Annotated in this window: 25 protein-coding genes; 13 read left to right on the plus strand and 12 right to left on the minus strand. The window is 59.8% G+C overall.

Annotated elements, in window-relative coordinates; genetic code table 11:
• Positions 1 to 11 precede the first annotated feature (11 nt).
• Positions 12 to 710 carry a 3'-5' exonuclease gene (locus tag ACWTV1_RS01130; RefSeq protein WP_100388999.1) on the plus strand — a complete coding sequence of 233 codons (699 nt, stop codon included), beginning with the start codon at positions 12 to 14 and terminating at the stop codon, positions 708 to 710.
• A 144-nt stretch (positions 711 to 854) separates the two neighbouring features.
• Here the strand turns inward: ACWTV1_RS01130 and ACWTV1_RS01135 are convergent, their stop codons facing one another.
• Entirely contained in the window at positions 855 to 1,106 is a 252-nt protein-coding gene (locus tag ACWTV1_RS01135; RefSeq protein WP_100388998.1) for a type B 50S ribosomal protein L31, read from the minus strand.
• 73 nt (positions 1,107 to 1,179) lie between these two features.
• Complete coding sequence (locus tag ACWTV1_RS01140) at positions 1,180 to 1,962, minus strand: ABC transporter ATP-binding protein (RefSeq protein WP_100388997.1); 783 nt, start codon at positions 1,960 to 1,962, stop codon at positions 1,180 to 1,182.
• 129 nt (positions 1,963 to 2,091) lie between these two features.
• Between ACWTV1_RS01140 and serB the strand changes: the two genes are divergently transcribed.
• Entirely contained in the window at positions 2,092 to 2,730 is a 639-nt protein-coding gene (gene serB, locus ACWTV1_RS01145; protein WP_498503790.1) for a phosphoserine phosphatase SerB, read from the plus strand.
• Between the two features lie 50 nt (positions 2,731 to 2,780).
• Here the strand turns inward: serB and ACWTV1_RS01150 are convergent, their stop codons facing one another.
• Positions 2,781 to 3,503 (minus strand): beta-ketoacyl-ACP reductase, encoded by a 723-nt coding sequence (locus tag ACWTV1_RS01150; protein ID WP_498503791.1) that lies wholly within the window; start codon positions 3,501 to 3,503, stop codon positions 2,781 to 2,783.
• A gap of 70 nt (positions 3,504 to 3,573) precedes the next feature.
• Here ACWTV1_RS01150 and ACWTV1_RS01155 point away from each other — a divergent pair, with 70 nt between their 5' ends.
• From ACWTV1_RS01155 to ACWTV1_RS01165, 3 genes are read left to right on the plus strand one after another with little or no spacing between them, the layout of a single operon-like run.
• Positions 3,574 to 3,873 (plus strand): DUF3099 domain-containing protein, encoded by a 300-nt coding sequence (locus tag ACWTV1_RS01155; protein ID WP_100388995.1) that lies wholly within the window; start codon positions 3,574 to 3,576, stop codon positions 3,871 to 3,873.
• Positions 3,870 to 4,112, plus strand: coding sequence for a hypothetical protein (locus ACWTV1_RS01160; RefSeq protein WP_498503792.1), 243 nt, complete (start codon positions 3,870 to 3,872; stop codon positions 4,110 to 4,112). The genes ACWTV1_RS01155 and ACWTV1_RS01160 overlap by 4 nt, the downstream gene beginning before the upstream one ends.
• Complete coding sequence (locus ACWTV1_RS01165) at positions 4,109 to 4,945, plus strand: SURF1 family cytochrome oxidase biogenesis protein (protein ID WP_498503793.1); 837 nt, start codon at positions 4,109 to 4,111, stop codon at positions 4,943 to 4,945. Before ACWTV1_RS01160 ends, ACWTV1_RS01165 begins: the two co-directional genes overlap by 4 nt.
• Here ACWTV1_RS01165 and ACWTV1_RS01170 read toward each other — a convergent pair.
• Complete coding sequence (locus tag ACWTV1_RS01170; RefSeq protein WP_100388992.1) at positions 4,942 to 6,540, minus strand: ABC-F family ATP-binding cassette domain-containing protein; 1,599 nt, start codon at positions 6,538 to 6,540, stop codon at positions 4,942 to 4,944. The genes ACWTV1_RS01165 and ACWTV1_RS01170 overlap by 4 nt on opposite strands.
• A 113-nt stretch (positions 6,541 to 6,653) precedes the next feature.
• On the opposite strand from ACWTV1_RS01170, the gene ACWTV1_RS01175 reads away from it, so the two are divergent.
• Entirely contained in the window at positions 6,654 to 7,280 is a 627-nt protein-coding gene (locus ACWTV1_RS01175) for a biotin transporter BioY (RefSeq protein ID WP_498503794.1), read from the plus strand.
• On the opposite strand, the gene ACWTV1_RS01180 is transcribed toward ACWTV1_RS01175, so the two are convergent.
• From ACWTV1_RS01180 to sufB, 5 genes are read right to left on the minus strand one after another with little or no spacing between them, the layout of a single operon-like run.
• Positions 7,277 to 7,606 (minus strand): metal-sulfur cluster assembly factor, encoded by a 330-nt coding sequence (locus ACWTV1_RS01180; RefSeq protein WP_100388990.1) that lies wholly within the window; start codon positions 7,604 to 7,606, stop codon positions 7,277 to 7,279. The two genes, ACWTV1_RS01175 and ACWTV1_RS01180, sit on opposite strands and share 4 nt — an antisense overlap.
• Before the next feature lie 4 nt (positions 7,607 to 7,610).
• Entirely contained in the window at positions 7,611 to 8,375 is a 765-nt protein-coding gene (gene sufC / locus ACWTV1_RS01185; protein ID WP_100388989.1) for a Fe-S cluster assembly ATPase SufC, read from the minus strand.
• A gap of 37 nt (positions 8,376 to 8,412) precedes the next feature.
• Complete coding sequence (locus ACWTV1_RS01190; protein ID WP_100388988.1) at positions 8,413 to 8,748, minus strand: non-heme iron oxygenase ferredoxin subunit; 336 nt, start codon at positions 8,746 to 8,748, stop codon at positions 8,413 to 8,415.
• Complete coding sequence (gene sufD, locus ACWTV1_RS01195) at positions 8,745 to 9,932, minus strand: Fe-S cluster assembly protein SufD (RefSeq protein WP_498503795.1); 1,188 nt, start codon at positions 9,930 to 9,932, stop codon at positions 8,745 to 8,747. The genes ACWTV1_RS01190 and sufD overlap by 4 nt, the downstream gene beginning before the upstream one ends.
• Positions 9,933 to 11,351 carry a Fe-S cluster assembly protein SufB gene (gene sufB / locus ACWTV1_RS01200; RefSeq protein ID WP_339620503.1) on the minus strand — a complete coding sequence of 473 codons (1,419 nt, stop codon included), beginning with the start codon at positions 11,349 to 11,351 and terminating at the stop codon, positions 9,933 to 9,935.
• 246 nt (positions 11,352 to 11,597) lie between these two features.
• Between sufB and ACWTV1_RS01205 the strand changes: the two genes are divergently transcribed.
• Entirely contained in the window at positions 11,598 to 12,530 is a 933-nt protein-coding gene (locus tag ACWTV1_RS01205) for a COX15/CtaA family protein (protein ID WP_498503796.1), read from the plus strand.
• 28 nt (positions 12,531 to 12,558) lie between these two features.
• Here ACWTV1_RS01205 and ACWTV1_RS01210 read toward each other — a convergent pair whose 3' ends face one another.
• Positions 12,559 to 13,479 (minus strand): heme o synthase, encoded by a 921-nt coding sequence (locus tag ACWTV1_RS01210; RefSeq protein ID WP_498503797.1) that lies wholly within the window; start codon positions 13,477 to 13,479, stop codon positions 12,559 to 12,561.
• Between the two features lie 231 nt (positions 13,480 to 13,710).
• Here ACWTV1_RS01210 and tkt point away from each other — a divergent pair, with 231 nt between their 5' ends.
• The 6 genes from tkt to pgl are packed head-to-tail and all read left to right on the plus strand — an operon-like array spanning position 13,711 to position 21,884.
• The gene (gene tkt / locus ACWTV1_RS01215) at positions 13,711 to 15,804 is read left to right on the plus strand and encodes a transketolase (RefSeq protein ID WP_498503798.1); all 2,094 of its coding nucleotides are present in this window, start codon (positions 13,711 to 13,713) and stop codon (positions 15,802 to 15,804) included.
• Between the two features lie 24 nt (positions 15,805 to 15,828).
• Positions 15,829 to 16,941 carry a transaldolase gene (tal, locus tag ACWTV1_RS01220; protein WP_498503799.1) on the plus strand — a complete coding sequence of 371 codons (1,113 nt, stop codon included), beginning with the start codon at positions 15,829 to 15,831 and terminating at the stop codon, positions 16,939 to 16,941.
• On the plus strand, positions 16,938 to 18,536 hold the full coding sequence (locus ACWTV1_RS01225) for a glucose-6-phosphate isomerase (protein ID WP_498503800.1): 1,599 nt from the start codon (positions 16,938 to 16,940) through the stop codon (positions 18,534 to 18,536). Before tal ends, ACWTV1_RS01225 begins: the two co-directional genes overlap by 4 nt.
• A gap of 35 nt (positions 18,537 to 18,571) precedes the next feature.
• On the plus strand, positions 18,572 to 20,113 hold the full coding sequence (gene zwf, locus ACWTV1_RS01230) for a glucose-6-phosphate dehydrogenase (RefSeq protein ID WP_498503801.1): 1,542 nt from the start codon (positions 18,572 to 18,574) through the stop codon (positions 20,111 to 20,113).
• The gene (locus ACWTV1_RS01235) at positions 20,110 to 21,081 is read left to right on the plus strand and encodes a glucose-6-phosphate dehydrogenase assembly protein OpcA (protein WP_100388979.1); all 972 of its coding nucleotides are present in this window, start codon (positions 20,110 to 20,112) and stop codon (positions 21,079 to 21,081) included. Before zwf ends, ACWTV1_RS01235 begins: the two co-directional genes overlap by 4 nt.
• Entirely contained in the window at positions 21,081 to 21,884 is an 804-nt protein-coding gene (pgl, locus tag ACWTV1_RS01240; RefSeq protein ID WP_498503802.1) for a 6-phosphogluconolactonase, read from the plus strand. Before ACWTV1_RS01235 ends, pgl begins: the two co-directional genes overlap by 1 nt.
• A gap of 147 nt (positions 21,885 to 22,031) precedes the next feature.
• Here the strand turns inward: pgl and ACWTV1_RS01245 are convergent, their stop codons facing one another.
• Together ACWTV1_RS01245 and secG are read right to left on the minus strand one after the other, a co-directional pair.
• The gene (locus tag ACWTV1_RS01245; RefSeq protein WP_100388977.1) at positions 22,032 to 22,394 is read right to left on the minus strand and encodes an RNA polymerase-binding protein RbpA; all 363 of its coding nucleotides are present in this window, start codon (positions 22,392 to 22,394) and stop codon (positions 22,032 to 22,034) included.
• A 30-nt stretch (positions 22,395 to 22,424) separates the two neighbouring features.
• Positions 22,425 to 22,673: a preprotein translocase subunit SecG gene (secG, locus tag ACWTV1_RS01250; protein ID WP_100388976.1), complete on the minus strand. Its 249-nt coding sequence runs from the start codon at positions 22,671 to 22,673 to the stop codon at positions 22,425 to 22,427.
• Positions 22,674 to 22,711: the final 38 nt, after the last annotated feature.

Here is a 22,711-nt window from a genome sequence, read left to right on the forward strand (position 1 = left end):
ACGCTGAGTGCATGAGCAACTCCGGCACTTTAGCCACCTTTGATCTTGAAACCACCGGCGTCGATGTCGAAACTAGTCGCATCGTCTCAGCCTGCATCGCGATCGTCGATGCCTCTGGCGCTGTCGTATCGCGGTGGGATTGGCTCGCCGATCCCGGCATCGAGATTCCGGAGGGTGCGGCGGCAATTCACGGAATTTCGACCGCACGAGCTCAAGCAGAAGGCCGGCAGGCATCCTTGGTCGTCGCGGAGATCGTGCAGACCCTCAAGGTGACCTGTGCTCTCGGAATCCCGCTGGTTGTCTACAACGCTCCTTATGACCTGTCGCTGCTCGACCGCGAATGTCGTCGGTACGCGCTTGAGGGCCTGGCAGAGCCGTACATCGTGATCGATCCGCTCGTGATTGACAAAGCCGTCGACCGCTACCGCCGCGGCAAGCGCACGCTCGAAGTCACGTCCGCGCTTTATGGCGTCGACCTCGACGATGCGCATGATGCCGGGTCAGATGCCATTGCGGCGGCACGTGTCGCGCAGGCACTCCTCGCCAAGTACGGTGACCAGCTCAGCATCCCGTTCGGAGAACTGCATTCGCAGCAGCAGCGCTGGTACGCCGATCAGGCCGCCAGTTTTCAGGACTACATGCGCTCGTCCAAGGGCGATCACAGTTTCGTGGCCAACCCTGACTGGCCGGTGCGCTCACTCCCCCAGTAGCCGCACGGCTCATTACGTCGAAGTGCGCAGTGCCCTCGGGCGCTGCGCACTTGTCGTTGGTGGCGGAGTACGTTGTGCGGTCCGCCAAGTTAACGACTGAAGGCGACCGGATAACCGGTCGCCTTCAGGAAAAACTGTCTACTACTAGTTGCCGAAGCCCTTGTAGCGGTTCTTAAACTTCTCAACGCGGCCGGCGGAGTCCATGATGCGCTGCTTACCGGTGTAGAACGGGTGCGATTCCGAGGAGATTTCAACGTCAATCACCGGGTAGGTGTTGCCGTCTTCCCACTCGATCGTCTTGTCGCTCGACACGGTCGAACGGGTAAGGAACGTGGAACCAGACGCGAGGTCGCGGAAAACGATGGGCGCGTACGTGGGGTGGATCTCGGACTTCATTGGATTTCCCTGGATTCTGGATGAAAAAAGACGTAGGCGGTCACTCGGACCGACACACAAGCCTATCAGAGGATTAGGCGGCTCGTGCGGTGTAGCGGCCGGCGTCTTTCGTGATGATGAGTTCGAGGCCGAATGCGGCACTCAAGTTCTCTGATGTAACAACGTCGTCGATTCTACCGGCGCTGTGCACAGATCCTTCGGTCAAAACCAGCGCGTGAGTAAATCCGCGGGGAATCTCCTCAACGTGGTGCGTGACCATAACAATTGCCGGCGCGGTCTCCGCTTGCGCATAGCCGCTCAACAATTGAACAAGTTCTTCCCGTGCACCGAGGTCAAGACTTGCTGCTGGTTCATCGAGAAGAAGAATTTCTGGGTCGGTCATGACTGAGCGCGCGATTTGAACTCGCTTTTGCTCACCATCGCTGAGGTCGCCGAAGCGACGTTCCTCGAGGTGCGAAAGGCTCCATTCGGCGAGTACTCGGCGCGCACGACGAATGTCGACGTTTTCGTACTCCTCGTTCCAGCGCCCCGTCACCGAGTACGCCGCTGTAAGCACGACATCGATAACGCGTTCGTTGCTGGGCACGCGGCGGGCAAGAGCCGTTGACGAAAAGCCGATGCGCGGGCGCACATCAAACACGTCAGCAGAGCCGAGCGTGCTGTCGAGGACGGTGACATCACCCGAGCTAGGATGAATCTGCGCCGCAGCGATTTGGAGCAGTGTTGTCTTGCCTGCACCGTTGGGACCGAGTATCACCCACCGGTCGGAGGCGTCCGCGCTCCAAGAAACGGAGTCGAGGATCGTGTTGCCACTACGTGTGACGGTGACGTCGGTGAATGAAAGAACGCTAGCCATGATGTGTTCATCATATTGCTTCGCAGGCTTCTATGGGCGAGGCGCGAAGGGCGATCCCGATAGTCTGACGAGTGAAGTGGTGAGGTGAAGAACCTCACGCTAGTAATCGTCGTTAGAAGGAGCCTCGTTGTGGCACAGTTTCTCGTTGTTTTCGATGTCGACTCGACCCTCATCGAGAACGAAGTCATCGAACTCCTCGCCGCTCGCGCAGGCTCCGAACCAGAAGTTACCGACATCACCACGCGCGCCATGAACGGCGAACTCGATTTCGAGCAGAGCCTCCGAGCGCGAGTCGCAACGCTCGCGGGTCTCCAGGAGAGCGTGATCGCCGAGTGTGCTCGCGACATCCGGGTCACCAACGGTGCCACCGAACTTATTGCTGGAGTGAAGGATGCCGGAGGCCGCGTTGCCGCAGTCTCGGGTGGCTTCCATGAGCTTCTTGATCCCCTCGCAACCACGCTTGGGCTGGACTACGCCCGAGCGAACCGACTCGAAGTAGCCAATGGTGCCCTGACCGGGGCGGTTCTCGGTCCCGTCATCGACGCGCAAGCCAAAGCCGATGCACTGCGCGAATGGGCCGTCGATTCGGGTATTCCGCTTTCGCGAACCATTGCCGTCGGCGACGGCGCCAACGATCTCCGCATGATGGAGGTCGCGGGGCTGGCTGTCGGTATCACCGCGAAACCGATCGTTCGCGCCAATGCCGACGTACACATCGACATTCGCGACCTCAGCGCCGTTCTGCCGCTCTTGGGATTGCGCAGTTAGCGTGCATCCGAGGTTGCCCAGTTTGGGCAGCTGTCCGGTGGGTTGGTGGGTTAGTGGCCCATTCCTAGGCCACCATCGACTGGGATAACCGCGCCTGAGATGTAGCCGGCGTCATCGCTGGCCAGCCACGTGATTGCTTTCGCAACTTCAGACGGCTGGGCAAAGCGGTTCGCGGGAATCTGCTTGAGGTACGCATCCTGCTGCTCGGTCGCGAGAGCTGCTGTCATGTCAGTTTCAATGAAACCGGGAGCAACCACGTTGGCGGTGATTCCGCGGCTGCCCAGCTCACGAGTGAGCGAGCGAGCGAGCCCGATCAGACCGCTCTTCGATGCGGAGTAGTTGACTTGACCTGCCGAGCCCAAGAGGCCGACAACGCTCGATACAAGGATGACGCGCCCGAAGCGCGCTTTCATCATGCCCTTTGAGGCCCGCTTGACGACGCGGAAGGCTCCGGAAAGATTGGTGTTGAGTACGTCGGTGAAGTCTTCGTCACTCATGCGCATCAACAGCATGTCGCGGGTGATGCCGGCATTGGCGACAACGATTTCAACCGGGCCTAGCTTGGCTTCAACCTCGGTGAAAGCGGCATCAATGCTTGTAGCGTCGGTGACATCTGCGGGGACCGTGAGGGTTCCGTCGGGGCCGGTGCCCGAGCGCGCAGTCACGGCTACGCGGTAGCCCTGAGCCACAAACTCTTCGGCGATGGCCCGGCCGATGCCGCGATTGCCGCCGGTAACGAGAACGATTCGTGGTTCAGTTGCAGTGGTGCTCATGGTTCCCAGCATATAGTCGCCGAGGGCGGCGTAGGCTTAGGGGTACAACCTCGGCAACCGAAGAAAGCCAATGAACACTCCAGAGTCGATCACGTCGCTCCCTGAGCGGCCGGATGATGAGCGTCGTCGCCGCGTCATCAACTACTCCATAGCTATGGCGATTCGCGTTGTCTGCGTGTTGCTGTGTGTGTTCGTGCGCGGCTGGTGGCTCGTGCTGCCGATTCTTGGTGCAGTGGTCTTGCCTTATATCGCGGTCGTCCTCGCTAACGTCGAGACGCGCCGTTCGGGCGCCGTGAGCGCGCCAGGCCAGTTTGCTCTCGAGTCGCGTGATTCTTTTCTCGCTCATGGATCGGATGAGGCTGCTCGGTGATCGGAGAGAGTGGCCCGAGCACGCAACAGTGCTCGCGCGCTGGCTGCAGTGCGCCAGCGCAGGTCAACGTCAACTGGCGTAACCCTCGTATTCACGGCCCCGAGCGTGTGAAGGTGTGGCTCGCCTGTGCCGAGCACGAAGAGTTTCTTCGTGACTATCTCGCAAGCCGGGGATTCCCCGTTCTGGTGAGCGATCTCGACTCCCCTGTCAGCATGGTTCCGGATGGCGGTGCTGCGTGAGTAAGTGGCGTTTCGTACTTTCAAGTCGCTGGTTCGGCTACCTCACGCTCGTGATCGTGTTTGCAATTGGTTGCGTTTTTCTCTCACACTGGCAGTTTGATCGCCGCGAAGAGGCCGCTACTGAAGTAGCTCGTGTCAGCGAAAACTGGGAATCCGCTCCGCGATCTCTTGACTCAGTGATGCCTGAGCTCAACGAATTCAACGAAGATAATAAGTGGATGTCGGTCGCGGTGAGCGGCGAGTATCTCAACGACGAACAGCTCCTCGTTCGAGGCCGTCCGTACGGCGGACAGCCAGGATTCGAAGTATTGGTGCCGCTACAACTCGAGAGCGGCGAAATCATCGTCGTCGATCGCGGCTGGGTGCCCTCGGGTAATAGCCAAGACGCGCCGGATTCGGTACCCGAAGCTCCGACCGGCACCGTCGATGTCGTCATGAGGCTCAAGCCGAGTGAACCAACCGTATTCGGGCGTTCAGCTCCTGAGGGTCAGATTGCAACCATTCACTTACCGGCGATCGCGGAGATCCTCGGCGACTCCACTTACACCGGCGCCTATGGGTTGCTCGCCACAGAGACGCCTGCCGCCGACGTACGACCACTCGCCTACCCCAAACCGCTCCTCGACGAAGGCGCGCACCTGTCCTACGCATTCCAGTGGGTGGCGTTCGGTGTACTCGCTTTTATCGGCCTGGGTTGGGCTGTGCGTCAGGAGTACCGCCTGATCAATGAAGACGACCCCGCCGAGCAGGAGCGCGCTAAGAAGCGTCGCCTCAAGTCAGAGAAGCGTGGCCCCACTGACGCGGAGATCGAAGACGCGTTGCTCGATTCTTAGGCCAGACTGATGAGGTCTGCGTAGTCCTTGTTCCAGTGGTCTTCGATACCGTCGGGCAGGATCAAGACCCGCTCGGGGTTGAGGGCTTCGACAGCGCCCTCATCGTGGCTGACCAAAACGACGGCACCGGTGTAGTTCGCGAGGGCGCCGAGAATTTCTTCGCGGCTCGCAGGGTCGAGGTTGTTAGTCGGCTCATCGAGCAGCAACACGTTTGCGCCGCTCACGACGATCATCGCGAGAGCAAGACGGGTCTTCTCTCCACCGGAAAGAACTCCAGCAGGCTTAGTCGCGTCATCCCCGGTGAACAGGAATGACCCAAGAACACGACGCGCTTCCATCTCGGTGATGTTGGGCGACGACGAAACCATGTTCTCAAGCACGGAGCGCTTGACGTCAATCGTTTCATGCTCCTGAGCGTAGTAACCAATTCGAAGGCCGTGACCGGGCTCGATGTGGCCAGTGTCCGGCAAATCTACCCCGGCGAGCATGCGAAGCAGCGTCGTCTTTCCCGCACCGTTGAATCCCAAGATGACTACTTTGGAACCGCGGTCGATCGCGAGATCGACGGAGGCGAAGATTTCGAGTGAGCCGTAGCTCTTGCTGAGGTTGTAACCCATGAGCGGCGTACGACCACACGGTGCTGGATCCGGGAAACGCAGAGCGGCGACCCGGTCAGAGGCGCGAACATCCTCAAGCCCGGCAAGCAGTTTCTCGGCGCGGGCCACCATCTGGTGAGCTGAGGCAGCTTTGGATGCTTTCGCACCGAAACGTGCGGCCTGAGCCTGCAGCGTTGACGCCTTCTTCTCGGCGTTGGCTCGTTCCTTCTTGCGACGCTCTTCGTCGGACTGGCGCTGGCGCAGGTAGTGCTTCCAGCCCATGTTGTACTGGTCGATCAATTGGCGGTTGGCATCGAGATAGAACACCTTGTTGACGGTGTCTTCCACCAGTTCAACATCGTGGCTAATCACGATCAGACCGCCGCTAAAGTTTTTGAGGAACTCGCGGAGCCACACAACCGAATCGGCGTCGAGGTGGTTTGTCGGCTCGTCGAGCAGCATCGTGTCAGCGCCCGAGAACAGAATGCGCGCGAGTTCGATGCGGCGACGCTGTCCGCCCGAAAGCGTGGAAAGCGGCTGATCGAGGATGCGGTCAGGAAGGCTGAGGTTGCTGGCGATCGACGCGGCTTCGGCCTCGGCCGCGTAACCACCCAGCGCTAAGAAGCGGTCATCGAGCTTGCTGTACCGGTCCATCGCTGCGGCGCTGATGGCGGGATCGCTGCTGCCCATTTCGTCTTGAGCCTGGCGCATCTTGAGAACGATGCTTCCCAGCCCACGCGCATCGAGAATTCGGGTTCGGGCGAGATCTTCGGGGTTTCCCGAGCGTGGGTCCTGCGGCAAGTAGCCGATTTCACCCGTGCGTTCGATCTTGCCGTCGGTGGCTTCCAACTCCCCCGCGAGGGTTTTGGTCAACGTGGTTTTGCCAGCACCGTTGCGCCCAACAAGCCCGATTTTGTCTCCGCGGTCTACGCGAAAGTTGACACCTTGCATCAGCATGCGTGCGCCTACGCGCAACTCGAGGTCATGCACAGCAAGCACGGCAAAACATCCAAATCTTGGGGGTTGGAGAAAGTGGGCGACAGCACCAACCAACTAGTCTACTTCCTAGCGCTGGTCGATCAGTGCACGAACGACGATTCAAAGGGAATGCCATGGCTAAGAGCGTGAGCGAGCGATTCTTCAAGCCGACGATGATCGACCTCATCTTTGGCCCGAGTCCCGCTTCCAGCGTCGTCTTTATCGCGGCTGCGGCCGGATTCACTGCGATTGCTGCCCAACTCGTCGTTCCCCTGAATCCCGTTCCGATTACGGCGCAAACGCTCGCTGTAATGATCGTAGGACTTAGTCTCGGCGCCACACGGGCGGCCCTCGCCATGGTGCTCTACGCAGCGCTCGGGCTTAGTGGCCTCCCGGTATTCAGTAACGCTCAAGGCGGTGCCGATGTCGTTGCCGGTACCAGCGGCGGTTACATCGTTGGCTACATCGCTGCGGCCTGGTTGATCGGCGCCCTCGCCGAACGGGGCTGGAACAAGTCCTTCTGGCGAGCCGCTCTCGCCAGCGTCATCGGCAGTGTTGTCATCTACGCATTCGGAATGATGGGCATCGCGAGAGTGCTGTCAGAAGCCGGTGAAGAGTTCAGCCTCGCCTATCTGTTCACTATCGGCGTCGCACGGTTCATCGTTGGCGCGCTCATTAAAGTGACAATCGCCGCAGCGCTACTTTCGTTTACTTGGAAGGCAGTGCTGCAGCGACGACCACGAGCTGCGGAGTTTGTTTAGATCGAGAAGCCGAGAGCGCGCATCATGTCGCGGCCGTCGTCAGTGATCTTTTCGGGGCCCCACGGCGGCATCCACACCCAGTTGATGCGGAAGGCCTCTACGACGTTATCGAGAGATTGAGCGATTTGCTCCTCAATGACGTCGGTAAGTGGGCAACCGGCTGAGGTCAGCGTCATGCTGATGATCAGGGCATTGTTTTCGGGATCCCAGCTGAGATCGTAGATGAGACCCAAGTCGACGATGTTGACACCGAGCTCGGGGTCAACAACGTCCTTGAGGGCTTCTTCGACTTCGTCGAAGAGAGCGGGCGCCAAAACGGTAGACATACGCTTAGGCTACGCTCGTGTCGGTCAAAAATCGATCGTAGCCCTCGTTCTCGAGGCGATCTGCAAGTTCCGGACCGCCTTCTTCGGCGACGCGACCGTCAACGAACACGTGCACGAAGTCGGGCTTGATGTAGCGCAAAATGCGCGTGTAGTGCGTGATCAGCAGCAGGCCGAGTCCGGTTGCTTCCTGGGCACGGTTCACGCCTTCCGAGACGATCTTCAACGCGTCGACATCGAGGCCGGAGTCGGTCTCGTCGAGAATAGCGAAGCGCGGCTTGAGCAACTCGAGCTGAAGAATCTCGTGGCGCTTCTTTTCGCCACCAGAGAAACCTTCGTTTACGTTGCGGTCGGAGAAGGTCTTGTCCATGCGGAGAGCCTTCATGGACTCGTTGACCTCTTTGATCCACGGACGAAGAGCCGGGGCTTCACCGGCGAGAGCTGTTTTAGCGGTGCGCAAGAAATCGGCGACCTTGACGCCCGGAATCTCTACCGGGTACTGCATGGCCAGGAAGAGGCCAGCGCGGGCACGCTCGTCGATGCTCATGTCGAGGACCTCAGCACCATCGAGAGTGATTGAGCCGCCCTCGACGTGGTACTTGGGGTGACCAGCGATTGTGTAAGCGAGAGTCGACTTACCCGAGCCGTTGGGGCCCATGATCGCGTGGATTTCGCCCTGCTTGATCTCGAGGTCGACGCCGTTGAGGATCTGCTTTGTACCCTGCTCGGTTTCGACACTCACGTGCAGGTCTTTGACTGACAGTACTGACATTGGTTTTCTTTCCTTAATGGTCTCGTGTGGAGAGCCGTTAGCTCTCGATGGCGACGGTGTCTTCGGGATCGATGTGAACCCCTCCGTCGTCGTCGATCTTCACTACAAAGACCGGTACAGGTTCATAGGCGGGCAAACTCAGTGGTTTTCCCGTGTCAAGAGAGAAAAGGGAGCCATGAGCCCAGCATTCAATCGCACCGTCTTCAACGAAGCCTTCAGCAAGGGAGATGTCCCCGTGGGTGCAGGTATCGCCAATGGCGTGTACCTCACCGGCGGAGTCCTTGACGATGCAAATTGCGGTGCCGTCGAGTTCAACGCGGTAGGCCTTGTTGAGTTCGAGTTCATCGACGCCACAGACGCGCTGAGCGGTCACGAGTGAGTTCCTTCCAACTCAGACTCGATCGCAACAGTAAGTCGCGCTTCGAGTTCTTCGTCGCCCACCTTCTGAACGATCTCTGCGAGGAAGCCGATGACAACGAGGCGGCGTGCCTCTGCTTCGGAGATTCCACGAGCCTGCAGATAGAACAGCTGTTCGTCATCGAAGCGTCCGGTGGCGCTAGCGTGGCCAGCTCCCTGGATGTCTCCGGTTTCGATTTCAAGGTTCGGGATCGAGTCGGCGCGCGTGCCTTCGGTAAGAACTAGGTTTCGGTTCTGCTCGTAGCTGTCTGTGCCAGCACCGTCGTGACCGATCAAGACATCACCGACCCACACCGTGCGTGCGCCGTCGCCCTGAAGCGCGCCCTTGTAGTTGACGCGACCGCGAGTCTGGGCAGCTTGGTGGTGCAGATACACGCGCTGTTCGAGGTGCTGTCCCGCGTCAGCGAAGTACAGACCGTAGAGTTCGCCGTCGGCGCCCTCTCCCGACAGGTGAACGGACGGGTTCACGCGAACGACTTTGCCGCCGAGCGAGACGATCGTGTGCTTCAGCGTGGCCGAGCGCCCTACCTGAACAAAGTGGCTTGAGAGGTGGATGGCGTCAGCCGCCCAATCCTGCACGCTCACGAAGTTCAAGGTTGCGCCCTCTTCGACAACGACTTCAACGTTCTCGCTCAGCAAGGTTTCACCGGCAGATTCGATGATCACCGTGGTGTTGCTGTGAGGACGAGCCGTAATTACCGTGTGCGCGCCGCGTGCAGCGGTGCCGAGAGTCGAGCGCGAGATTCGCACTGTGCTGTGCTCTTCGCCCGTCAAGGTGATCGCCAAAGCTTGTTCAAAGCTGCTCCACGCGTTAGCGGAAGCACGCTCTTCGGGCGCGCCAGCGGAAGCGACGCGAGAATCATCGCGTGAAACCCACTCGACGGTGGCGCCGTCGACCGCGTCAGTAGCAATGTCGTACGGCGAGCCGTCGAGGGCGTCGTCGATGAGCGGCTTGACAAGCTTGACGGGAGTGAGCTTCCACTCTGCTTCAAGTCCGTTGACCGCAGCAAAATCATCGTGAGTGAATGACTTGGGGCGCTCCGAACGAGTCTGAACGGGAACGAAGCCTTTTTCGCTTGCGTCCCATCCGCCGTCGCTGTGAGCCTTAAATCCGTGTTGTTCTGGTGTAACGACGGTCATTTAGCCGACGGATCCTTCCATGCTCAGTTCAATGAGCTTATTGAGTTCGAAGGCGTACTCCATGGGCAGTTCGCGCGCGATGGGTTCGATGAAGCCGCGGACGATCATCGCCATAGCTTCGTCCTCTTCCATACCGCGGGACTGCAGGTAGAAGAGTTGCTCAGCGCTGACCTTCGAAACCGTAGCTTCGTGGCCGAGCTGTACGTCATCCACGCGGATGTCGATTGCCGGATACGTATCCGAGCGAGAGATGGTGTCAACCAGCAGCGCGTCGCAGCGAACGGTATTGGCCGAGTGGTGGGCTTTCTCGTCAACGCGGACTTCTCCGCGGTAACCAGCGCGGCCGCCACCCCGTGCGACAGACTTCGAGACGATCGATGACGTCGTGTAGGGCGCCATGTGGATCATCTTCGCGCCGGCATCTTGGTGCTGACCGGGGCCAGCGAATGCGACGGAAAGCGTTTCGCCCTTGGCGTGCTCCCCCACCAGGTAGATCGATGGGTATTTCATCGTGACCTTGGACCCGATGTTGCCATCAATCCATTCCATGGTGGCCCCTTCGTGCGCGATTGCTCGCTTGGTCACGAGGTTGTAGACGTTGTTCGACCAGTTTTGGATTGTCGTGTAGCGAACGCGGGCGTCCTTCTTGACGATGATCTCTACAACTGCGGAGTGCAGTGAGTCCGACTTGTAGATCGGCGCGGTGCAACCCTCGATGTAATGAACGTAGGAACCCTCGTCAGCGATGATCAGGGTGCGCTCGAACTGGCCCATGTTTTCCGTGTTGATGCGGAAGTAAGCCTGCAGCGGGATCTCTACATGAACGCCCTTAGGGACGTAGACGAACGAGCCGCCCGACCAGACGGCCGTGTTGAGAGCCGCGAACTTGTTATCGCCGGCCGGAATTACGGTTCCGAAGTACTCTTCGAAGAACTCGGGGTGCTCGCGCAGTGCCGTATCGGTGTCCATGAAGATAACGCCCTTGGCTTCAAGCTCGGCGTTGATCGAGTGGAATACCACCTCAGACTCGTACTGCGCAGCAACACCGGAGACGAGGCGGTTGCGCTCGGCTTCCGGGATTCCCAGCTTCTCGTAGGTGTCGCGAATGTCTGCCGGAAGGTCTTCCCACGTCTGGGCTTGCTTCTCGGTAGAGCGCACGAAGTATTTGATGTTGTCGAAGTCGATGCCCGATAGGTCGGCGCCCCACTTCGGCATGGGTTTGCGACCGAACAGCTCGAGGCCCTTAAGGCGCATCTTGAGCATAGATTCGGGTTCGTTTTTAAGCGTAGAGATGTCGCGAACGACCTCTTCGTTGATGCCCCGTCGCGCAGAGGCTCCCGCAACGTCGGAGTCAGCCCAGCCAAACTCATACTGGCCCAAGCCATTGAGTTCCGGACGATCAATCAGCACGTCGGACATTGGTACCTCTTTTCCTGCCCCTATCAACCAAGGTGGCTGCGTTGGCATTCCTTCGCACAGCACTTTGCCGGGAATATTTCGTGAGGTGCGCGTGCGCTGTGTCACAACACTGCGCGGGCGAACTTAGACTGAAACAGGACAAGCGAGAGACTATCCCGCTGTCAACATTGACTTCCCGGCGTGGGCTGTGTTCCTGAACGCAATCCATTCTACAGGCAGAAGCCCGAAATAACAGGAGGTACGGCCGTGAACGCCGTCATCGCACGATTGCCCCATTCTGTCGACGCTCGAGTGAGATTTTTTGCAGTCACTTCACTGGTCATCCAAATCCTCATTGTCGCCACAGGCGGGGCCGTTCGCTTGACCGGATCGGGACTCGGATGCCCGACCTGGCCGCTCTGCACAGACGCGTCATTGATCGCGACTCCTGAGATGGGAGTTCACGGTGTAATCGAGTTTGGCAATCGCTTGCTCTCAATCATCGTCGGCTTCGTAGCGATTCTCATGGTGCTGATGGTGCTGCGCATCCGTCGCGAACGCCGCGACCTCATGTCGCTGTCCCTCATGATTTTGGGCGGCACCGTCCTTCAGGGCCTCATCGGAGGTCTTTCGGTGCGCGTTCAGCTCGACCCCAGCATCGTGGGCGTTCACTACGCCATCTCGGCGATCTTGGTGGCTATTAGCGCGGCCCTCGTTTATCGGGTCTGGACTGGTCTTCGCGGACCGGCACTCTCGGTGCCCAAGCCCGTGGCGATTCTCACGCATGTGACGAGCCTCTTTGTGGCATTGACGATCGTCGCGGGAATCCTGACTACGGGAGCAGGCCCTCACGCCGGCGACGACGGAACCGCCCGCAATGGCCTTGACGCCGGCATCCTGCAGCACGTGCACAGCTGGCCGGGTTACGCGTTGATCGCGGCGACCCTCGCGCTCGTCATCGTGTTGGCACGTGGCGGGCACCGCCGCATCATGGACTTCGCCATCATTCTGCTCGTGCTTGAGGTCGTTCAGGCATTGATCGGAATCATCCAGTCGCGCAGCGGACTACCTATTCTCCTCGTGGGCAGCCACATGGTGATCGCCTGCACGATTGCCGCGGCCATGACCGCGGTCGTGCTCTCGCTGCGACCCAGCGTCACCCAAGTCGAGCGCACTAGCGCAGAAAAGGCTGCTCTCTAGCGCAAACGGTGGGCCCGTTGTTCCCGAGCTAGAACGGGAGCAGCGGGTCGATGCCCACAGCCAGGAAGACCAGCGTCAAGTAGCTGATTGAGCTGTGGAACACGCGCATGGCCTTGACTTCGCCGTGACGAATCGCGGTGCTGTAGAGACGGTGAGATTCGATGATGAACCATGCACCGCTGAGGGCTGCGACGAGCGTGTACAGCACGCCCATCCCTGCAACCGGTACGAGCAGCAACGAGCACACGACGGTAGCCCACGCGTAAAGAATGACCTGCAGGCCCACTGCCGCACGGCCGCGGACGACTGCGAGCATGGGAACGCCAACCGACTGGTAGTCAGCGCGATACTTCATCGACAGGGGCCAGTAGTGCGGCGGCGTCCACAGGAATACCACCGCGAAGAGAATGAAGGCAGCCCATGAGAGGTCGCCGGTCACAGCAGCCCAGCCGATGAGTACGGGCATGCACCCAGCAATGCCACCCCAGATGATGTTCTGAGGGGTGCGCCGCTTGAGCAACAGTGTGTAAACGAAGACATAGAAGAGGATGGCGAAGAGCGAGAGTGCCGCAGCGAGCCAGTTCGTCAGAACGCCGAGCCACACGACGGAGCCGACTCCACTGATCCAGGCGAACATCAACGCCTCGCGGTCGCTCAGCTCGCCGGTCACCAAGGGGCGGCCCTTGGTGCGGGCCATCACGCGGTCGATATCGCGGTCGATGTAGCAGTTGAACGCATTCGCGGAGGAGGCACTGAGAATGCCGCCGACGAGAGTCGCGAGGACCAGCCAGAGATTCGGGATGCCATTGGCAGCGAGCACCATAACGGGGACGGTGGTGACGAGAAGCAGCTCGATAACACGGGGCTTCGTCAGCGCAACGTAAGCGCGAATCTTACGAAGGATGCCAATGCGTTCCTGCTGCGTGGGGGCTTCTAACGTGACATCCATACCAACGATTGTAATCCGCATAAAGAATTGCGCTGACCGCGCCCGTAACTGGGCAGCGAGCACTTGCTCGGTTCCCTATACTTGGGGTGCCCGCCTGTCGGTGGACTGCCTGCACACAGTGTGGTGCAGCGAGACACTTCCGACTGAGGCAATGATGTCGCGTGGCGGGTCGTTCATGTGCCCTGATCGTTTTCGGTCGGGCACTTCGCTTGCAGAAGGGTCATTAATCTCATGGCAGCTTTTCAATGGGATCACATCGACAATAAAGCGGTAGACACCGCTCGAATTCTGGCGGCTGATGCTGTTGAGAAGGTAGGTAACGGGCATCCCGGTACCGCGATGAGCCTGGCGCCTGCAGCGTACTTGCTCTTTCAGAAGGTGATGCGTCGTGATCCAAGCGATGATCAGTGGATCGGCCGCGACCGCTTCATCCTTTCCGTGGGCCACAGCTCGCTCACTCAGTATGTTCAGTTGTACCTGGGTGGCTATGGCCTCGAGCTCGATGACCTCAAGGCACTTCGTACTTGGGGTTCGCTGACTCCCGGACACCCCGAATTCGGCCACACTAAGGGCGTAGAGATCACCACTGGCCCTCTTGGCCAGGGCATCGCATCGTCAGTCGGCTTCGCTTACGCAGCCCGCTATGAGCGTGGACTATTTGACCCCGAGGCAGCTGCGGGCACGAGCCCGTTCGACCACTTCGTTTATGTCATCGCAGGTGATGGCGACCTCCAAGAAGGCGTTTCCGCCGAAGCATCATCACTCGCGGGTCACCAGCAACTCGGAAACCTCATTGCGATCTACGACAGCAACCAGATCTCGATCGAAGACGACACTAACATCGCCTTCACCGAAGATGTGCAGATGCGCTACGAGGCTTACAACTGGCACGTCCAGGTAGTTGACTGGAAGAAGACCGGCGAGTACGTCGAAGACGTCGAAGCTCTCAACGCTGCAATCGAAGATGCCAAAGCCGTTTCCGACCAGCCCTCGCTCATCATCTTGCGCACCATTATTGGTTGGCCGGCACCCAACAAGCAGAACACCGGAAAGATCCACGGATCTGCTTTGGGAGCTGACGAGCTCGCTGCGACGAAGGTCGCGATGGGTCTCGACCCCGAGAAGAGCTTCGTAGTCGACGACGACGTAATTGCTCACACTCGCTTGGCTGTAGAACGTGGCAAGCAGGAACGCGCTGAGTGGACTGAGAAGTTCGACGAGTGGGCTGCTGCGAACCCTGAGCGCAAGCAACTTCTCGACCGCGTGCTCGCGGGCGCGTTGCCTGAAGGCATCGACGAGGCACTCCCCCAGTTCGAAGCGGGCAAGGATGTTTCGACGCGCGCGGCGAGCGGCAAGGTTCTTGGCGCTATCGGTGCCGTCATGCCCGAACTCTGGGGCGGTTCGTCTGACCTCGCCGAGTCGAACCTCACTACGATCGCTGGCGGAAAGTCCTTCATTCCTGCCGAGCACTCGACCGACGAGTGGAGCGGCAACGAATACGGCCGTGTTCTTCACTTCGGTATCCGAGAGCACGCTATGGGCGCGATCATCAACGGCATCGTTCTGCACGGAAACACCCGCGCATTTGGTGGCACGTTCTTGATCTTCAGCGACTACATGCGTCCCGCAGTTCGTCTTGCTGCTTTGATGGCAGTTCCGTCGATCTTCGTCTGGACCCACGACTCGATCGCTCTCGGTGAAGACGGACCGACTCACCAGCCCATCGAACAGCTCGCAAGCCTCCGCATGATCCCGGGCATGGATGTCGTCCGTCCCGCCGACGCCAACGAAACGGCATGGGCGTGGAAGACCATCCTCGAGCGCCGCAACGGACCCGCTGGTATCGCTCTTACCCGTCAGAACATCCCCGTCTTCGAGCGTGGCGAAGCAGAGGCAAGCGGAGAGACCTTCGCTGCGGCATCCAACGTCGCTCGTGGCGCCTACGTACTGGCAGAGGCTCCGAACGGAACGCCCGATGTGATTCTCATCGCAACCGGCTCAGAAGTTCAGCTCGCTGTAGAGGCACGCGAGACGCTCAAGGCAGACGGAATCAACGCTCGCGTTGTTTCGGCACCGAGCCTCGAGTGGTTCGCTGAGCAGTCCGCGGAATACCGTGAGTCTGTTTTGCCTTCCACTGTGCGTGCACGCGTGTCAGTTGAAGCGGGAGTGTCCACCGGATGGCGCGAGTATGTCGGCGACGCTGGTCGCAGCATCTCGATCGACCACTTCGGCGCATCCGCGGATTACAAGACACTCTTCCGTGAGTTTGGTATCACCACCGAGGCCGTTGTGGCCGCCGCACGCGATTCGCTGGATGCCGTTTAGGCACCCCCAGTCAAGGAGATAAGAATGACCAACGAAACCCCCACCGCAGCCCTCTCCGACCTCGGAGTGAGCATTTGGCTAGACGACCTTTCTCGCGAACGCATCAACTCAGGCGGACTGCAGGAACTGATGGCGTCACGCAACGTCGTCGGCGTCACCACAAACCCTACGATCTTCGCTACGGCGCTGGCCAAGGGCGAGGCATACGACGAGCAGGTTGCTGCTCTCGCCGCCAAGGGTACGAGCGTGACGGATGCTGTCTTCGAGATCACCACGGACGATGTCGCTGCTGCCAGCGACATTTTCCGTCCCGTTTACGATGCAACCGCTGGTCGCGACGGCCGCGTGTCGATCGAGGTTGAGCCCGGACTGGCTCACGACGCCGCCGGCACGATCGCTCAGGCACAGCAGCTGTGGGCCAAGGTTGCTCGCGAGAACGCCATGATCAAGATTCCGGCAACGGTAGAGGGTCTCGAAGCAATCACCGAGACCATTGCCGCTGGTATCAGCGTCAACGTCACCTTGATCTTCAGCTTGGCGCGCCATCGCGATGTCATTGAGGCGTACCTGACGGGTCTTGAGAAGGCTCAGGCCGCAGGCCACGACCTTTCGAAGATCCACTCGGTCGCTTCGTTCTTCGTGTCGCGTGTCGACACCGAGATCGACAAGCGTCTCGACGCGCTCGGCACCGACGAGGCCAAGGCCCTGAAGAGCAAGGCGGGCGTCGCTAACGCACGCTTGGCGTACGAGGTCTTCGAGAACGCATTCGCGACCGACCGCGCTCAGGCCCTCATTGCCGCTGGCGCCAACAAGCAGCGTCCGCTGTGGGCATCCACCGGTGTCAAGGATCCAAGCCTGCCCGACACGCTCTACGTGACCGAGCTCGCCGTCGGCGAGACCGTGAACACGATGCCCGAGAAGACTCTGGAAGCAACCTTCGACCACGGAGTCATCGAGGGCGAGCAAGTGACGGCTAGCTACGACGCCGCGAACATCACCTTGGACGCTTTGTCAGCGCTCGGAATTTCCTACGACGAGGTAACTGCGCTTCTTGAGAAAGAAGGCGTTGAGAAGTTCATCGTTTCCTGGAACGAGCTTCTCGACACAGTTTCCGCCGCACTAGAGGCTGCAAAATGAGTGTGAAAATCGCAGTATCAGGCGCGGCTGCCGAAGCCGTCAACCGTATTGTTCCGCAGCTAGTCAACGATCTCGTGGCGAGCCGAATCACCGGAGGCGACGCGACCCTGTGGGGCCCCGACGCTGAAGAGGAGTCGGCTAAGCGTCTCGGTTGGGTCGAAGCCGTTTCCGTCGGACGCCCAATGATCGATGACATCTACGCGTTGCGCGATAAAATGCGTGCCGCTGGCGTCGATCACTTCGTGCTGGGCGGAATGGGCGGCTCGTCGCTCGCGCCCGAGGTCATTACTCGCACCTACGGCGTGGAGCTCACGGTTCTTGATTCAACCGATCCCGCTCAGGTGCAGGCTGCGTTGGCTGACCGACTGCAGTCGACTGCAGTAGTTATTTCTTCGAAGTCGGGATCGACGTTGGAGACCGACTCGCAGAAACGAATCTACGAGAAGTTCTTCACTGATGCCGGGATCGACCCCCGCGAACGCATCATCATCGTGACCGATCCCGGTTCGCCCTTGGATGGTGCGGCTCGTGCCGCCGGATACCGTGTCTTTAACGCCGACCCGAACGTTGGCGGGCGCTACTCGGCACTCACCGCGTTCGGCCTTGTTCCGTCAGGACTCGCTGGCGTTGACCTGTCGGAGCTTCTTGACGAAGCCGAAGCAATGATGGTGGAACTCGCGGTAGACAACGAGAGCAATCCGGGCCTCGTGCTCGGCGCTGCGATCGCTGGCACGGATCCGCGCAAAGACAAGCTGGGCATCGTTGCTGACGGTACCCACATCCTCGGCTTCGGAGATTGGGCTGAACAGCTCATTGCTGAGTCAACGGGAAAACTGGGCACGGGCATCCTGCCCGTTGTTTTGCAGCCTGACTCCCCCGAGATTGCTGAAGGTCTCGATGACCTGCAGGTGGTTCGACTCGTTGGCGACTGGGATGACACCAAAGAGGTCGTCGAAGGCGAGATTGAAATTGCCGGCTCGCTCGGCGGGCAGCTACTTCTCTGGGAGTACGCGACCGTTGTTGCCGGACGTCTTCTCGGCATCAACCCCTTCGACCAGCCGGATGTCGAAGCTGCGAAGAACGCAGCGCGCGAGCTGATCGATAACCCCACACCGCCGCAGGCTCCCGCCTTCGTCGCCGGGGATATCGAGGTTCGCGGTACCGCTGGAGTCGTGGCAGAGAGCACCGATCTCGCGGGCGTCGTCTCGTCGTTGCTGTCCTACTTGGATGACGATGGCTACGTCGCGATCCAGGCTTACGCCGATCGCACCGCCTACCCCGAGCTCGCGGAGATCCGTGAGCGTGCTGCAGCGCGCGCTAAGCGCCCTGTGACGTTCGGCTGGGGACCTCGCTTCCTGCACTCGACTGGCCAGTTCCATAAGGGCGGCCCCGCGGTAGGCGTGTTCTTGCAGATCATCGTGGTTGAAGAGTCTGATCTGCAGATTCCTGACCGTCCGTTTACGTTCGGCGAACTTATCCGTGCGCAGGCTGCTGGTGACGCCAGCGTTCTGGCAGGGCATGGCCGTCCGGTGTTGAGCCTCACGGTCTCGAACCCGAAGGTTTCGTTGCCGCTCGTTCTCGACGCCATCGGATAGCTGCCGCTCGTTAGCGCAGCGTACAGAGGAGAAGTATGTCCCCCGTTGACATCAGTGCCGAATTCAACCCCTTGAGGTTGACCTCGGACCGCAGGCTTAATCGCATTGCGGGCCCGAGCGCTCTGGTCATTTTTGGCGTAACCGGCGACTTGTCGCGCAAGAAGCTCATGCCGGCTGTGTACGACCTCGCCAACCGGGGGCTACTTCCTCCTGGCTTTGCCCTCGTGGGCTTTGCCCGCCGCGACTGGGAAGACCAAGACTTCGAGAAGGTCGTCCATGATGCCGTAAAGCAGTATGCGCGCACGCCCTTTGACGAGGACGTCTGGAGGCAGCTCGCTCAGGGCATCCGCTTCGTCCAAGGCGAGTTCGACGATGCCGCGGCATTTGAGCGACTCAAGGACACCTTGGCCGACTTGGATCGCGAACGAGGAACCATGGGTAACCACGCGTTCTATCTTTCGATTCCGCCCAAGTCGTTCCCGCAGGTGACCGAGCAGCTTCGTAACTCTGGCCTCGCAGAACAGCGCGAAGGTCGCTGGAGCCGTGTTGTTATCGAAAAGCCTTTCGGTAGTGACCTTCATACGGCTCGTGATCTCAATGACGTTGTGGAGTCTGTCTTCCCGCCCGACAGCGTCTTCCGCATCGACCATTACCTCGGTAAAGAGACCGTGCAGAACATTTTGGCGCTGCGGTTTGCGAACCAGTTGTACGAACCCCTCTGGAACTCCAACCACGTCGATCACGTTCAGATCACCATGGCTGAAGACATCGGAGTGGGCGGCCGGGCTGGTTACTACGACGGCATTGGCGCCGCACGCGACGTCATCCAGAACCATCTTTTGCAACTTCTCGCGCTCACCGCAATGGAAGAGCCTGTGTCGTTTGATGCCGCTGACCTGCGCGCTGAGAAAGAGAAAGTGCTCTCAGCCGTGCGCCTTCCAGAAAACCTCGGGGAGCACACTGCGCGCGGACAATATGCGGGCGGTTGGCAGGGCGGCGAGAAGGTCAGCGGCTTCCTCGACGAAGACGGAATGAATCCTGAGTCGACCACGGAGACGTATGCTGCCATCCGTCTTGATATCGGAACTCGGCGATGGTCAGGCGTGCCCTTCTACCTTCGCGCCGGCAAGCGCCTTGGACGTCGGGTTACCGAAATCGCCGTCGTATTCAAGCGGGCACCGCAGTACCTCTTCGAGGAAAGCCGCACTTCTGCACTCGGGCAAAACGCGCTCGTGATTCGCGTGCAGCCCGATGAAGGTGTCACGATTCGTTTCGGCTCCAAAGTCCCCGGTGCAGAAATGCACGTTCGCGATGTCACGATGGACTTTGGCTACGGTCACGCCTTCACCGAAGCAAGCCCCGAAGCCTACGAACGCTTGATTCTCGACGTACTTCTCGGCGATCCCCCGTTGTTCCCACGCCACGAAGAGGTCGAGCTCAGCTGGAAAATTCTCGACCCGATTGAAGAGTTCTGGGCAACGCAGGGCGCCCCAGAGCAATACCGTCCCGGAACCTGGGGCCCGAAGTCTGCCGATGACCTCATGGAGCGCGACGGCCGAGTCTGGAGACGACCATGATCGTTGATTTGCCCAACACCACCACGGCTAAAATTTCGAAAGCGCTCGTGCGCATTCGTGAAGATGGCGGTGCCGTTGCTCTCGGACGCGTACTCACATTGATTATCGCGACCGAGTTCGGCAACGAAGAAGAAGCAATCGAGGCGGCCAACGACGCCTCACGCGAGCACCCCATGCGGGTTCTCGTGGTGTCGACCAGTCCCACCGCTTCATCGTCGGATGAGGAAGCACGCGTTGACGCCCAGATTCGCGTCGGCGGGGATGCCGGAGCGAGCGAAGTTATCGTCGTGACCGCCCACGGCGATGCCGCACTCGATCAGGAGAGCCTTGTCACGGGGCTCTTGCTGCCCGATGCGCCGGTAGTCGCATGGTGGCCGGGCGAAGGCCCGGAGAGCGCATCCGAGTCGCCACTGGGACGCATTGCCCAGCGCCGCATCACCGACGCGGCGGCAAGTGCGTCGCCGCTCGATGCGATGCACCGCATGTGCAAGACCTACGTTCCCGGCGACACTGACTTCGCTTGGACTCGCCTTACGCTATGGCGAGCGCAGCTAGCCGCTGTGCTCGACCAGCCGCCGTACGAGCCGATCACCGCGGTTACCGTGAGCGGTTCCGCAGATTCTGCTTCGACGATGCTTCTGGCAGCGTGGTTGCAAATGCAACTCAAGGTAACTGTGACTCTTGACGTCGCAGACGGATCGCCAGTCCCCACCGGAATTCACGCCGTGATCTTAGAACGTGCATCTGGCACGATCACGCTCGAGCGCAATGTGGCGTCGATCGCTACTTTGACGCAGCCCGATCAACCGGTGCACGACATCTCACTCCCCCGTCGAAACCTTCGCGATTGCCTCTCGGAGGAACTGCGCAGACTTGACCCCGACAAGCTTTTCGGAAACGTCGTCCGCTACGGCGTGAGTGACATCACCGGTGTCGAGATCGAAAAATACGTGAAGGCAAAGATCTGATGAGCAACGAACGTCGTGCAATAGTCCACCCCAACAAGGTTGATCTCGCCCAAGCGGTAGCGGCTCACTTTCTTTCCAAGGTGCCCCAAATCATCGCGGAGTTCGATGAAGCCACAGTCGTACTGACCGGTGGGAGTATGGGACAGGCTGTTCTGGCTGCCATCAACGAATCTCCGCAGCGTGACGCCGTTGATTGGTCTCGCGTCAACTTCTGGTGGGGCGACGAACGTTGGCTGCCCGCCGGAGATCCTGAGCGCAATGATGCACAGGCGCGCGCTGCGCTTCTCGACCACATCCCGGTTAATCCGGCTCGCGTTCACGCCGTAGCGGCCTCTGACGCAGGGCTGTCGCTGGATGACGCTGCTCAGGCTTACGCTAACGATCTGCGGGCGCACGCCGCACGCAATGGCAAGTACCCGAACTTCGACATCGTGTTTCTTGGTATCGGTCCTGACGGACATATCGCATCGCTCTTCCCCGAGCGTGAGGGCATCCGTGAGACCGAGCGCACAGTGATTGCCGTTCGCAACTCGCCCAAACCACCCGACGAGCGCGTTAGCCTCACACTGCCGGTCATCAACTCATCGGTACGTATCTGGGCAGTAGTGGCCGGCGCTGACAAGGCATCTGCTCTTGGACTCACGCTCGCTGGTGCGAGCTACAACGAAGTTCCGGCGGCCGGGCTCGAAGGGCGCCGCAAGACTCTGTTCCTTGTCGACTCTGATGCAGCGGCGCAGGTTCCGGCGGCGCTGATCGACCCAGGCCAGTTTTGGACGAGCGCCGATTCGACAGACGAGCACTAAGTCCTTTCGCCAACGCGCTCGCACACGCGGTAGCGCCAGGTTTCGAGACAATAGGAAAGCCCCAACCGAATCGGTTGGGGCTTTCCTATTATTACAAGCTGCGAGCCTGCCGCGCGAACTCTGAGTTCGCTGGCCGAGTTGTATCTTCTAAGATGTCACGGTGCCGCGGCGTGTGCGGAGCTGAACGAGTGCCTCGTCGAGAAGCTCTGCGGCTTCGTCGTCGCTACGACGTTCTTTTACGTAGGCCAAGTGTGTCTTGTACGGTTCGAGCTTTGAAACTGAGGGCGGGTTCTCTTTGTCCCGGCCTGCAGGAAGACCCGTGGATGGCGAATCGATCGTCTCCGGGATATCTTCATCGGGCACATTGGCAGCGAACGATCGCACGGTTTCGTTGCCAGCAGCGTCCCAATACGAGATTTGGACACGTTCAGCTTGGAACCCACGATCTTGCTCGCCCATGGGGCCTGAGCCCACGCGCGAACCACGAATTGCACTTCCGCCTGATACCACTGTGTTCCTTCGTCTTGAGGCTAGAGGTTCTTAAGCGCCGTCAAACTTGGTGATGAGACCAAGAACCACGATGCAGCTGATCCAGACGATGCCGAGGATCACCGTAATACGGTTGAGGTTGCGTTCAGCAACACCCGACGCACCGAGGTTGGACGTGACTCCTCCTCCGAACATGTCGGAGAGACCTCCACCGCGACCGCGGTGGAGAAGGATAAGAAGTGTGAGCAGCAAGCTCGTGATACCGAGCAATACCTGCAGCACAACCTGGAGAATTTCCACAAAGAACCTTTCGAACAGGCCGTAGCGGCCTCGAACAG

The sequence above is a fragment of the Salinibacterium sp. VpJ6 genome, from assembly GCF_059767345.1.